The sequence below is a fragment of the Bifidobacterium bohemicum DSM 22767 genome, from assembly GCF_000741525.1.
Taxonomy (GTDB): domain Bacteria; phylum Actinomycetota; class Actinomycetes; order Actinomycetales; family Bifidobacteriaceae; genus Bifidobacterium; species Bifidobacterium bohemicum.
This window is the reverse complement of record NZ_JGYP01000002.1, coordinates 484,856-498,143: the sequence shown is the minus strand read 5'-3', so window position 1 is coordinate 498,143 and position 13,288 is coordinate 484,856. Positions and strand designations below refer to the sequence as shown.

The window sequence follows — 13,288 nt, the reverse complement described above, 5'->3', positions numbered from 1 at the left end:
CGGTTCGGCCCAAACCAGTGGCAACGGTTCACAGCTTTCAGGTTCAGGTTCTCTGCAAAGTGCGAATGGGCTTCCAACGGCACAACCAAATGGAGTTTCTCCGCAAGGTGTCTGCAATCAGACATTGGATGGCGTTGGCCATGTGGTTGATCAGCGGTGGACTGTCGGTAGTGACACGTTAGTGTGGGATATCGATCAGGAAGCGAGCACCGGTGAATGCGTTCTCGATTTAAAAGTGGCACGGTCCCGAGTTATCGAGCTATGGATATTTGCCCGATCCACCTACCCCATACACTTTGACACCGTGGTATATGGACCAGTCGGTAACAAAACTCGTGGTCTCCGGCTCGGTCAAAGATCGACACTGTTGGAGGCTGTTTTATGGTCTTTCGAACCTGACATATGCAGACGTCGGTAATCTTGATGTCTCAATAGACACTGATGTGAACGGCATGGGCGGCATGTTCCACATGGACACAAAGTTGGCCAAGACAGTCGGTTTGGAGCGTTGGGATGTTTCAAACCTTTATACGGCTGATTGGATGTTTGGAGAATGCCATTCGCTGGTGTCGTTGGATTTGTCTAGCTGAAATCTGTCGTCGGTCCAACGTCTGAACAGTATGTTTCATGATTGCTACCTGCTGTCATCGGTGAATACGGCTCGGTGGCATACGCGGAATGTCAAAAACATGGATTACATGTTTTACCAGTGCAATGGGCTATTGTGGGTTGATCTGTCGGGAATCTCTACATCGGGTAATCCGACGACGAATTCTATGTTCACTACACCGAAGTCGTTAAGGTTTTTCGTCTGGCACCACATCAAGTTGTCGACTTTACGGGATTGGGTGCAGATAATCGTACGTGGATTGGGGAAGATGGCATTTGGAACGGGCCAGTGAATGGTACGTCATATCACCATCCATCGGTTCTTACGTGGTATGGTATTGCTGGTTTCGCCGACTTCTGTTTCCTTTGATATCGACGGTGACTCGGGTACCGCGCCGGGGCGCATAGCGGGTTCGTTCCCGTTGTCGCAGCAGACATTGCCATCTGCCAACGGGCTCTCGCGTCCGGGTTATCGTGCGGTGGGCCGGAGTCCAAGCAAGAATGTGAATTCGCCGGAATATGGTTTCTGTCAACAAGTATTTCTGCCGTTGGATGTTGTCGATACAACTCTCTACTTGGTGTGAAAGCCGTTGCCGCAGGCTTCGGTGACGGATGTGGTGCGTGTGGCCGGCGTGGGCGGGCTGACCGAGTCGTTGAAGGTGAGCGGGACGGTGCCGGCAGGTTCGTTGCTGCGGACGATTTGGTAGGCCTAGGGGCAGGCTATACGTTCAGAGCAAAGTTTGACGACCACGGCCGACGGGGTTTCGGCGATGTCGACCACATTCCCGACCAGGATGGTGGATGTGGTGGCGCCGGTACCCACGAATCTTTCGTTCGACAAATCCGTGCGTACGGTTTCCGGCGCGGTCTACAGTTCGTCTGACGCCACGCACCGTGTGGGCGAGACGAGTTTCATGGTGAAGGTCACTTGACCGGGCGGCTCGTCGCCGGCCTCCACGACGTTGATGTGTTCGGGTGGGGTGGCGAGCGTTGACGGCGCGACGTGTTCGGCCGCGAGTGCGGACCCCAATGATGCCGGTAAATTTACGTTGCCCATTCCTCAAGGGGGTGCTTCCTAGGGGAGATGCGCAGATACAGGCCTCGGACGTTCCGGGCGCGGACGTCATTGCCTCGACCGGGGTGGGGGCTGGCCATCCGAATGTCACAGCTGTCGTCGCGTTGGATGTGACGACAGCCGACGGTCTCGGCCCTGCCGAAAACCGGCGGCCAGGCCCCGATTGAATGGCTCCGCCGCGCGCTTCTCGCCGTTGTTGCCGTCGTCTTTGCTTGGGGCGCTGCGTCTGTGCGCCGCAAATCTGCCATTGCTTGTGGTTCTCGTCATTCTTGAAAAATTGCGATGGCTGTTACTTATCCACGGCGTGGGTCTATCGTTGTCTACAGCTTCCTTTTCCGCTGAATTTTTAGTATATCGACCATTCCAAGTCTGTCGTCGGGAGAATACGACGAATTTGTTGCATGATTGACCGACTCGTGGCACAAGTCGGTCAGCCGAATGGCGTGGAGGCATGATTCTTCAGGATGCTGGTGAGCCGTAATTTGCTGTATGCCAGCGTGGAGTTTTTTTTATTCACCTGAAATAGACAACATTATGGGCAGGCTTATATGGGAAGCCACCTGCGTCCGGTCAGGTGTATGGCTTTGTCTGCCATTTAGGGCTTTCTATGTTGATGAGGATGATGTCGTCCATTTCGTCCCCATCAACATAGAATCGCTCAGATGTTGGGGATTACCTTATGAGTCAGTATTGGTCAGTCGCAAGTTCGTCTGGCATGGTTAATCGAATGCACGAATCACGCCGCCTACTCTTCGATATTCTTGTCGAAACGGTAGAAGATCTTCTTGAATCCGTGCTTTTCGTAGAATTCGTGACTTTCCTCATGCTTGAGCACTGAACACATGCTGATCCGTCCGCATCCGGTGTCGTGGGCGACACCTTCCGCCCAAGCGAGTAGCTGGTCGCGAACATCATGGTCTTGGTGCGCTTTGGCGACGGCGAGATCCTTGATTTCTGCAACTCGTGCGCCCATGTAGAGCTGCCAAGTGCACAGGACGCCGACGAATCCTACAATCTCGCCGTTCTCCTCGCAGACGCCGAGCTTGTGGTCGAAGTTCTCGAGTTGGCTGAGATAGGTGCGTGCGAACATCTGGTAGTCCAACTCGCACGGACTGGATTCGCTGACGATGTTGTAAATCGATTTGAGATCTGCATTGGTTGCTGGTCTAATCATGGGTGACACTTCCTTGTTGTTGCCATGCGCCGTCCCTGTGTCCGTAAGGATTTGCCGATGGTCACGACGCCGACCGATGAATAACGTGGCAGGTTGCTCGGCACTCATTATCCTAATGATAGGACTTACCTCCAAGTTTGTTCCACATACTATTTTGCGTCAAATTCGGTCATGCAAATGCTGTGCTTCAGGCTCTTGAATCCGATGCGTGAACTTACGATTCTAATGTATGAGAAATGTTTGCGTTCAAAGTGGAAATAAAGAGATGAAATTCGCTTCCCCCCATGTACATTGTCTTTGCGTGCAGTGAGGGGATGCCCGAATGGGAAGGTAACTTGAAGTGAACATCTGGTTGGCATTACTCGGCTTTGCGACGATGATTATCATCACCGTCGTTCTGTTGAAGAAGAAAATGAGCATCCTGCTAGCATTTTCGGTGATTCCGATTATCTCGGCGTTCATAGCGCTCCTTATAACGCATAGCAGCAATTTCGCGGTCATCGGCAAATGGATCGAGGCTGGTGTCGGCAAGACCTATAGCATCACCCTCATGATGATGTTCTCCTTGCCCTACTTCATGTTGATGGCCGATACCGGTCTGTTCGACGACATCGTCAAGGCGATTCTGCGCCATGTCAAGATTTCGGCGCCGATCATCTGCATGATCACGGTGATCGTCGCCTGCATCTGCGAGCTCGATGGTTCGGTCACGTCGGTGTACCTCATCACCATCCCCCTGCTTTTGCCTCTGTATCAGAGGTTCCATATCGACAAGCGTGTCCTGCCATTCATCGTCTCCGTGGCGATTCTTATCATGAGCAACACCCCTTGGAACCCCCGAATGCTCAGAGCTGCAAGCCTGATCAATGAGAAGGGCGCCTCGACCAAACTCTTCCTTAAGTTTATGCCCGCCCAGATTTTCGTGATCGTTGTCCTCTTGGTGATAGCCGTCTACTTCGGTCTGCGTGCCAAGAACAAAGGTGGTGATCAGAAGGTCAGCATCAGCAACGAGGAGCTGCTCGCACAGTTCAAGGACACAGAGCTAACCCGTCACAACATGTTCGGCTGGAACCTGTTGCTCACCGCCTTCCTGATCTTCATGCTCATCGCTTTCCAAACCGTGCCGCAATATTACGTCTTCGCGTTTGGCCTGGTGGTGGCGCTCGCCATCAACTTCCACGATCAGGATCAGCAGAACAAGCTGCTCAAGAAATATGCCTCCTCGCTCTTCCCTGTTGCACCTGCCGTGCTACTTTCCGGCGTCGTCATTGGAGTCATGCAGGAAAGCGGCATGCTTGATGCGATGGTCAAGGCCCTTATGGCCATTGTTCCCGCGCCTCTTGGACCTTACTTCTACCTCATCGTTGCGCTGTTTGCCACGCCGCTCATGCTTCTGTTCACCAATGACACTTGGTACTATGCCCTAGTGCCGCTTATCGGCGCATTCTCGGTCAAGTATGGCGTGCCGCTCGAGGTCGTGGTGCTCACACTCTTCATGAACTTCGGTGCCATGATTTCCGTAATTGCACAACCACAGCTCTATATCGCCACCGATTTGGATGGTATCTCCATGGACGAATACATCAAGTTCACATTCTGGAAGCTCTGGGGCATCAATATTCTGTTGGTGGTCTTCGGTGTTGTTGCGGGTGTGTTCCTTCCCAAGCCTTTATGGGCTTGATAAGGACGTGTCGTTAAGGCGTGTGTTTGTCTTGGCGATTGTATGAACGGCTGTGCCGGACTGTCGGTGAATCCGTGATATAGGCGGATGTCGGGGGTCTTGCACAGCCGTTTTGTCATCGGAGTCGGACGGTTTTGCCTTGGTATAAGGGGTCGAACCGAGTTGCGAAAATTTGTCTAGCGAAACGTCAGGTCTTTGAAGTGCGAGAAGCTTGCGATGAGGCCCGGAACCGCAGATAATCATGCAGGGTGAAAGCCATGTCGAGGATGGTGTAGTCCTTGAGTGTTCGAGGGTTGTATCCGGTTACGGCGGCGATTCTGTTGAGCCTATTCTGCAGGGTGTTTTTATGAAGGAACAACTCGTCTGCTGCGTGTATAATACTGCCGTTGTGACGGCTGTAAGCCTCGAAAATAGAATGGAACTCGTCTATCTGTTCCTCGGTCAGCCCGTTGAAGACGCGGTCGACGAAATGGTGTGCGGCGTCCTGTGACATGGATGAGACAAGTAGGCCAAAATCAAGTTCGTTGTAGGAAGCGATTGTTTTTTTGTCGGAGAACAGCAACCAATCGGCGCTTCGCTGCGCTTCGTCGTAGCTTTTCCAACAATATGAGGTCTCTCGTAAGTTGCCGGTCGCGAAGACGGCCGAGACGCCGAGCCCCTCCATATCGTGCTGCAGCAGCCGTAATGTGGGAATCGGGTCGTTGACGTCCGCGGGATCGAGCAACATACAGATTTCTCGGGTGTTGACCGAGAACAGACTTTGTGGCATACCCTGAAAGCGATCCATGAGCGTGCTGTAGAAGCGCTCCTGCGGCGAAAACGCCGGATTATCGCCACGGAGTCTTCCGACCGCCGTCCAACGTTGATGCGTCAGGTCGATGCCAAGCATGGATGAGAGATAGTCGACCAGCCCGGGATCATCTCGCCGAGTGGTGAGCATGTTGATGAGATTGGACATCATCATGCGCTGGTCGAATCTGGTAACTTGTTCGACATTTTCTCTGATGAGAATCTCGGTCATCTTCTTGATGATGTTGCCGAAGGGTTCTACCTCGTTGCGCGATCCGGTGATGCCGATGACCGCGACGACCGAATCATTGAGCAAAACGGGCACGTTGATTCCGTTCTTGGCGCCTTTGAATTGATGCTCATTGTCGATAGGTACCGTGCGTTTGAGCCGTACGGCCATACGGGCGCCATCGTGGCCTGTGCCGATGCGGGTCTTGTCGGTGCTTGCGATGATGGTGCCGGAGGTGTCGAACAGGTTTATTTCATGACGTAACACACCCTTTATGTTGGCTACGATTTCTTCAGCGATCTTCGGGTCGATGTCCATTCGTTCCTCCTACCCTGATGCTGTCTATACATACATGGTACGCAGAACATTTTCAACATGGTAGACATTGTCGTTTTCGTCATATGGAATACCGCAGGGAAAAGGGTTTCGGTCGATAATAGAGGAGCAACGTTTCTCGTAATCAATAGTCTGCTCGTCGTCTGCGTAGCGGCATGGCGACCCGATGTCATGGAACGGAGGACACAGTGGTGCCTACAATCGAACGCATGGAGGTGGTGCCCGTCGCAGGCTACGACAGCATGTTGCTGAATCTAGCTGGAGCGCATGAGCCATTCTTCACGCGGAATATCGTAGTAATGACCGATAGCGAAGGCTATACTGGCGTGGCTGAGGTGCCAGGTGGCAAGGTCATAACCCGCAGACTGGAATCGTGTGTGCCGCTGGTCGAAGGTAAGTCGATAGGGCAGTGGAAGGCGGTGGTTCAGGATTGCCGTGGCATGCTGGAGCGTCAAGTGGCAGGAACGCAGGGTTCCGGCGACATTGAGACGGCGCATGCGATGATCTTCAAAAAGGTCACCAATGTGCTTACCGGCGTTGAGACGCCGATGCTTGACCTGCTTGGGAAGCATCTTGAGGTGCCGGTGGCTGCGCTTTTGGGTGAGGGTCAGGTGCGTGACCGTGTGCGGTTCCTGAGCTATCTGTTCTATGTGGGTGACTATCGCAAGACGGATTTGCCGTATCTGCACGATGATGATGATTCCGATGAGTGGGGTCGTATCCGGCGTGAGCCGGCGCTTGATCCGGATGCCATCGTGGCGCAGGCCAGGGCCACGGCCGAGCGTTACGGCTTCCATGATTTCAAGCTTAAGGGCGGTGTCTTCGAGGGCAAGGAGGAGATCAAGGCCATCAGGGCGTTGAAGAAGGCGTTCCCCGATGCCCGCATCACCCTTGATCCCAACCAGGGTTGGTCGTTGAAGGAGGCGGTCGAGCTCTGCGGGGATATGACGGGTACGCTCACTTATGTGGAGGATCCGTGTGGCGCGGAAGGTCGTTTCTCGGCTCGTGAGACGATGGCGGAGTTCCATCGCCAGACCGGCTTGGCGACGGCGACGAATATGTGTGATACGGATTGGCGTGAGATGAAGGCCGCCATCCGTCTGGATTCGGTGACCATTCCGTTGGCCGACCCGCACTTCTGGACCATGGAGGGTTGCGTGCGCGTCGCTCAGCTCTGTCATGATATGGATCTGACGTGGGGTGTGCATTCCAACAACCACTTCGACATCTCGCTGGCGATGGTGGCGCAGTCCGCCGCCGCGGCCCCCGGGCGGCTCAATGCGTGCGACACCCACTACATCTGGCAGGACGGCCAATACCTGACCAAGAACCCGCCGAAGATCGAGAATGGTGAGATCGAGGTGCGCCGTGACGTTCCCGGTCTGGGCATCGAGATCGATCGGGAGGCGATTGACAAGGCTCACAAGCGCTCTATGTCGACAACAATTGCGGAACCCGCGATGATGCGAAAAGCATGCAGTACCTCATCCCCGGCTGGACCTTCGACCCGCACCGTCCGGCCATGGTGCGTTGAGGCGCGTAATTCAACGATTCCATGGTATGGGCGATAGTCACGGCAAGGGGTTTCGGTTCACACTGTGACATGCAAATAGACAAGACATTGGCAGTCAGACGAGCCAATGAGCGATGAAAGGATTATAGGGCATGGGTGGATCTCATGATGAGTTCAAAGGTATTTTCGTGCCGATTTTGACTCCTGTGGACAACCGGGAACGAATCGACGAGGCCAAGCTGCGTAAGCAGGTCGACTATGTCATTGAGCATGGCGTCGACGGCATCCTGGCTTTCGGCAGCAATTCAGAGTTCTACATGTTTGGCGACGACGAGATGCTTGAGGCGACTAGAGTCATCAAGGATGAGGCCGCGGGCCGAGTCCCCGTTATGTTCGGTGTGGGTCATATCCGCACCAGCAAGGCGATCGAGCTGGCAAAGCGAGCCACGGAGTTGGGCGTGGCCGCAGTCTCCGTCCTACAGCCGATGTTTATCGAGCCCACCGCCGAGGCGTTGTACCATCATTATTCGGCGATTGCCAGCGCCATTGCCCCGCAGCCGATGTTCATCTATAATAACCCTGGTCGAGCAGGCTATCCGGTGCCTATCAGCATCATGGTGCGGCTGGCGCACGATTGTGACAATATTGTTGGTGTCAAGGACTCCAGCGGCAATGTAACCAATATTGAGGAACTGGTGCGTCAGACGCGTGATGTGGACTTTGCGGTCTTCGCAGGTAAGGACACCATAGTCTATCCGAGCTTGTGTGTCGGAAGTGCTGGTGCGGTATGCTCCACCGCGAACATCTACCCGGACTTGGTCTGCGGCATTTACGACAGGTTCGTCTCCGGGGACTACCGTGGCTCCCTCGAGGATCAGTTCAAGCTCAATCCCATTCGCAATTCGCAGGACGCGGCGAGCTTCCCCTCGCCTACAAAGGATATGGCGAATCTGATGGGCATGGATGTCGGTCCTTCGATTCTGCCGACTGAGGCCGCCACCGGAGAGGCCCTGGAAGGTATGAAGAAGGCGATGAGGGAGGCAGGTTACCTGAGCTGAGTGTCATCGTGCGGTGGCATCGGGATTAGTGTAGAGATATGACAGATCGGTTCGTCGGAGGAAGGGGGTTCGCCATGGGAAACTGTTCGGTCTTGTTGGCGGCGGATTCGTTCAAAGGGTCGGCCTCGAGCACCGAGGTGGAGAACTTGCTTGAACTTGGGGTGCGTCGGGTCGTTCCTGATTGCAGCGTGTTGAAGTATCCTATCGCCGATGGTGGGGAGGGCACAGTCGACGCCGTCATGGCGGCGCGTGGGGGCACCCTCCGTCATGTGTCCGTGCGAGGTCCGCTGGGATCCGCCGTCGATGCGGGGTATGCCCTGTGCGGAGACGTGGCGATTATCGAGATGGCGCAGGCCAGTGGTATTACATTGATTGAACAGAACCCTCACAATGCCTTGAACGCTTCGACATATGGAGTTGGTCAGATCATTCTGGACGCTTTGGATGCTGGTGCCGCCCATATATGCATCGGTTTGGGGGGCAGCGCCACCAGCGATGGCGGTGCCGGCATGGCCAAGGCATTAGGTGTGCGCTTTCTTGACGGAAATGACCAGGACGTGCCATGTGGGCTGGCGGGATTGGAGCATCTGGCGTCCATCGATATCGCCGGTTTGGATCCTCGTGTTGCCGCGACTGATTTTTCTGCGTTGACTGATGTTTCGAACCCATTGACCGGCCCGGACGGGGCGGTTGAAGTCTATGGCCCGCAAAAGGGGATAGGGGCTAAAGAATTGCATAGGTTCGACGGTTGGATGGCTGATTATGCGGTTCTGCTGTCTCAGGTGTCGGGTCGTGATGTGACGGGGATTCCGGGATCGGGCGCCGCCGGCGGATTGGGGGCAGCCTTGGCGGCATTCCTCAACGCTAGGATCAGTAGCGGCATTGACACCGTTCTCGATATGATCGGCCTTGAGAACGTGATGGACGATGTCGATTTGGTAATTACCGGCGAGGGGCGCATGGATTCGCAGTCCGTCAATGGTAAGGCACCTGTGGGTGTAGCGCTTCGTGCCAAGCGGCATTCGGTTCCGGTGATTGCCGTCGTGGGAAGCCGGGCCGACGACTTGGGAGATGTCTACGAGCAGGGTGTCGACTTGGTATTGTCTTGCGTCAATGAACCCATGAGCCTCGAACAGTGCATACAAAAAGTCTCGACCACCATCCCGGCGGCCGCCGAGACCGCGATGCGGGCCTTCATGCTCGGTAGGCGTGAAAAAGCCGATGGCGCTTAGCTCCGGACGGGTAAGGACTCCCGAGGCTTATGCATGCCTTTGACCATATGGGGCGAAATGAAACGTGAATATATCACTATAGAAAGGAAACAATATGATGAAGGTCGGATTTGTGGGATTGGGGATCATGGGCAAGCCGATGGCGCTGAACGTCATCAAGGCGGGTTATCCTGTCGTTGCTTATGACCGCAACACGGCGCCGATGCAGGCCATTGTGCAGGCCGGCGGTGAAGAGGGCAAAAGCGGTAAGGATGTCGCCCAACGTACTGATGTGGTTATTACGATGCTGCCGAATTCCCCGAACGTGGAAAGTGCGCTGTTCGATGAAGACGGTATCGCCGAGGGATTGAGCGAGGGCAAGGCCGTCATCGACATGAGTTCGATTGCGCCGTTGGCCAGCCGAGATTTTGATAAGCGTCTTTCCGAAATGGGTGTGGATTTCATGGATGCCCCGGTCTCCGGCGGCGAGCCCAAGGCCGTTGACGGCACTATCGCAGTGATGGTGGGCGGCAAGGAAGACGTGTTCAAGAAGTTCGAACCGTTGCTCAAAACGATGGCTTCCACGGTCACCCTCGTGGGAGAGGTCGGTGCAGGCAACATTACCAAGCTTGCCAACCAAATGATTGTCGCGATCAATATCGCCGGCATTTCGGAGGCGTATTCCCTTGCCAAGAAGGCCGGCGTTGACCCTGAACGCGTTTATCAGGCCATTCGCAGCGGTTTGGCGGGCAGCGTGGTGATGGATCAGAAGTCGGAGAAGATCTTCTCCGGCAATTTCGATCCCGGCTTCCGCATCGAGCTGCATATCAAGGATCTGCAGAACGTGATGGACACCTCGCACAGCATCAACGTCTCCGCACCGTTCAGTTCGCTGGCCATGGAGATTATGCAGTCACTTAAGGCTCACGGCCACGAGAAGGAGGATCATAGCGCCATTGCCGAATGGTATGAGATGATCAACGACATGAAGCTGCAGGCGGACTGATCGAAGGCCTTCAGCGAACTATCTTTTGGGTTGGTGGTCTGGCCTTGGCCAGGCCATCTGCTCCCGATCCATAAGTTGTCTCTGTCTAGAAGGAGGAGCAAGCGGTGTCAGCGTCGGCCGTGGCTGAGATTACTGAAAGCCTAGGTCGGATGCGCGTGGTTGATGTATGGTGGCGTCGTCGGGACTGATTATCGTGCCAGGCCGGTGTCATGACGGTCTGGCCCTCTCAAAGTTGAGATGAGACTTTAATTGTTCTTGACGAAACCAAATCGAAGTGATAAATAAATGAGCGAGTATAATTATAAAGGGGTAATGATGCTTGATTGCAAATTCGATATCGACGTTAATGAGGAGCTTTCATTCTCGAAAGCTGTTTATTATAACCTCAATCCCGTGCCTGTCAAGAAACCTTGGCGCGATGCGACGGGTGGTTTCGGCAGCTATGTGCCGTTGCAGGGATGGATTCGCATTTACGACGATGATGGCAACTGTGGCGAGGCCTTCTGCTCAAGGGGCATGATTGACAACATTCTGCCTTTGGTGCTCACCGGCGAGAAGAAGACATACCAAGAGTGGTATCACTATCTGTATTGGAAGCTGCGCAACTTTGGTTTCCAGAGCGGACAGATCTGCGACCTGGGCACGTTCGATCTTGTCATGCTTGACTTGATGGCTCGTCGTCGTCATCAGCCGTTGCACCGCTTCCTTGGCGCCAAGAAAGATTGGGCGGCCTCTTACAAGGGTGGCGGTTCTCTTTTGAGCGACGACGACGATATCGTCTCTGATATGACCCGCTACGTCGAGGAGGGTTATACCACCGTCAAGTTCAAGGTAGGCAGCGACTGGGGTCGCGACATGGATCGTGACATTAGGCGTATGCGCAAGGTCCGCGAAGCTGTCGGTGACGATATCGAAATCGCAGTCGACGCCAATCAGGTCTTCAGCGTCGAAGATGCAATCAAGTTTGCCCATCTTGTCGAGCCTTATCATCCTGCTTGGTTCGAGGAGCCAATCCATTCGCACGACATGAATGGCATCAAGGAGGTCTGTGAAGCCTGCGACGAAATGGGCATGATGGTTGGTTTCGGTGAGTCCATGCGTAATTCGTTCGCCTTCGAGACTTACGCGGAGAAGGGAGTGGGGCATCTGATGCCGTTGGTCGGACGAATGACTAGCATGAGTGATTTGATTCGTATTCGTGACCTTGCCCGCTCCAAGGGACTACGCTTCTCGTCGGGTGGAACCGTATGGTTCAACGCGGCCTTCGGCGCGCTCTATGACGAAAATGAGAGGCTTGAGAACCACGAGCCGATGATGCTGCCGATGGAAGAGTGCCTTTCGGTGCATCCCACTGAAAAAGACGGCAAGCTTTGGCTGCCTGATATCGAAGGCCTTCCGTCCCGTCTGGATGTCGATAAGCTTGCTTCTAACGGCACACTCCAAAGCGTTCGTTATATCACCAAGGAAGATATGCGGGGCTTCACTGTGCGCGCTTCGTACTGACGCGACCGGTTGATACTGAGGCGGCTGGAACCGACGTAGCTTCAGCCGCTCTTTTGCGTGGGGCGGTTCGTCTCTGCAGCTTGGATGCCAACATCCTGATGTTCTGCATACCTAAGCTATCGCCTGTCTTTTAAGGGGATGGGCAAGGAAGCGAGAGTGGATCCTCTGTGTTTCATGGTGCCAGCTTTCGCTCTGTTTGTGTTCCTCGGCGATTGTCTGCACGTGCCCGGTTATGGGACCGCTGTTATAACACAGAAGTTTTAGAATCTGCTTTTCTTATGAGATACGGGCAAGATGTTCGTATGCATTCTATTTATTAACTTTTATTAGGGCGAATTCTGGGTGTTTTCTGCAAACTCTCCGCTGTTCAATCCATGTCCGCGAAGACGACCAGCTTGATGGCAAGGTAGTTTCGGGCGGGCGCAACTGGGCTGCATCTGGTTCGCGCTCTTGAAGTATTGCGATCATCGTTGCAAATAGTGGAATAGTAATTTACTGAATTATGGTTTTTGCTATTCGTGGGTCGGGTTGGCGGGTTATTCCAAGATAATCGTGAACGATGCCGCGGGGAACAGCTCGCAAGGCGTAAACTCTTTCCGCGCCCTGGTGCGGTTCGAACTCCCTCTAACCGCTCCGCCGATGACGGGCGCAGCTGGCGTTCCCAGCTCGCTCGTCGCCTCTGACGGTCTTTGTCGCCCTCGCCGCTGCGCTGGTTACGGTCGTTGTCTCCTGTCTCCGTCGTCGTGCGCCATCGCATTGCGGTGATATCTATTTGGGAAACCGAACTCATAGGTGCAAATGAGCGGATCTCAATGTTTGAGGCTATAACGATTTGTATGTTTGTCGTATTTATATTGCAATTTTTGTTATGGAAGTAGTAACAAAGGATTAATCCGACAGGTGATTGGTGAAGTTGTGTGACGCATGTGCCAAGGCAAGTGCCGTCGCGTGGATGAACCGAGTCATGAGTTGGTCGGCGGTATCAAACCTGTGGGAAGTGGAGTGTTTGAACGGCGCTTTGATATCGGCTCTGGCTACAGTGTCTACTTCGCGCGTAGGGGAAATGTGATTGTGGTGGTACTTGCTGCTGGCGATAACGGCGGT

General features: G+C 54.2%; 11 protein-coding genes. 9 read left to right on the top strand and 2 right to left on the bottom strand.

Annotated elements, in window-relative coordinates:
- Positions 1-593 precede the first annotated feature (593 nt).
- The 3 genes from BBOH_RS09555 to BBOH_RS08775 all read left to right on the top strand — a co-directional run bounded on the left by BBOH_RS09555 (position 594) and on the right by BBOH_RS08775 (position 1,541).
- Positions 594-902: a BspA family leucine-rich repeat surface protein gene (locus BBOH_RS09555; protein ID WP_420305089.1), complete on the top strand. Its 309-nt coding sequence runs from the start codon at positions 594-596 to the stop codon at positions 900-902.
- Positions 903-1,193 (top strand): hypothetical protein, encoded by a 291-nt coding sequence (locus tag BBOH_RS04300; protein WP_033521936.1) that lies wholly within the window; start codon positions 903-905, stop codon positions 1,191-1,193. It abuts the gene before it with no gap.
- Between the two features lie 156 nt (positions 1,194-1,349).
- Positions 1,350-1,541, top strand: coding sequence for a hypothetical protein (locus tag BBOH_RS08775; protein WP_143242453.1), 192 nt, complete (start codon positions 1,350-1,352; stop codon positions 1,539-1,541).
- 888 nt (positions 1,542-2,429) lie between these two features.
- Here BBOH_RS08775 and BBOH_RS04290 read toward each other — a convergent pair.
- Positions 2,430-2,858 (bottom strand): GNAT family N-acetyltransferase, encoded by a 429-nt coding sequence (locus BBOH_RS04290; protein WP_161786438.1) that lies wholly within the window; start codon positions 2,856-2,858, stop codon positions 2,430-2,432.
- Between the two features lie 340 nt (positions 2,859-3,198).
- On the opposite strand from BBOH_RS04290, the gene BBOH_RS04285 reads away from it, so the two are divergent.
- Complete coding sequence (locus tag BBOH_RS04285) at positions 3,199-4,539, top strand: SLC13 family permease (RefSeq protein ID WP_052118217.1); 1,341 nt, start codon at positions 3,199-3,201, stop codon at positions 4,537-4,539.
- 187 nt (positions 4,540-4,726) lie between these two features.
- On the opposite strand, the gene BBOH_RS04280 is transcribed toward BBOH_RS04285, so the two are convergent.
- Positions 4,727-5,875 (bottom strand): CdaR family transcriptional regulator, encoded by a 1,149-nt coding sequence (locus tag BBOH_RS04280; RefSeq protein ID WP_044098127.1) that lies wholly within the window; start codon positions 5,873-5,875, stop codon positions 4,727-4,729.
- A 209-nt stretch (positions 5,876-6,084) separates the two neighbouring features.
- On the opposite strand from BBOH_RS04280, the gene BBOH_RS04275 reads away from it, so the two are divergent.
- From BBOH_RS04275 to BBOH_RS04255, 5 genes are all read left to right on the top strand, one after another.
- On the top strand, positions 6,085-7,464 hold the full coding sequence (locus BBOH_RS04275; RefSeq protein WP_237743127.1) for an enolase C-terminal domain-like protein: 1,380 nt from the start codon (positions 6,085-6,087) through the stop codon (positions 7,462-7,464).
- A gap of 94 nt (positions 7,465-7,558) precedes the next feature.
- Positions 7,559-8,464: a dihydrodipicolinate synthase family protein gene (locus BBOH_RS04270; protein WP_033521688.1), complete on the top strand. Its 906-nt coding sequence runs from the start codon at positions 7,559-7,561 to the stop codon at positions 8,462-8,464.
- 74 nt (positions 8,465-8,538) lie between these two features.
- A complete protein-coding gene (locus BBOH_RS04265) occupies positions 8,539-9,696 on the top strand; it encodes a glycerate kinase (protein ID WP_033521690.1) in 1,158 nt (385 codons plus the stop codon).
- A gap of 97 nt (positions 9,697-9,793) precedes the next feature.
- Positions 9,794-10,681, top strand: a complete 888-nt coding sequence (gene garR, locus BBOH_RS04260; protein WP_033521742.1) for a 2-hydroxy-3-oxopropionate reductase — start codon at positions 9,794-9,796, stop codon at positions 10,679-10,681.
- A gap of 315 nt (positions 10,682-10,996) precedes the next feature.
- Complete coding sequence (locus BBOH_RS04255; RefSeq protein WP_033521744.1) at positions 10,997-12,184, top strand: enolase C-terminal domain-like protein; 1,188 nt, start codon at positions 10,997-10,999, stop codon at positions 12,182-12,184.
- Positions 12,185-13,288 lie beyond the last annotated feature (1,104 nt).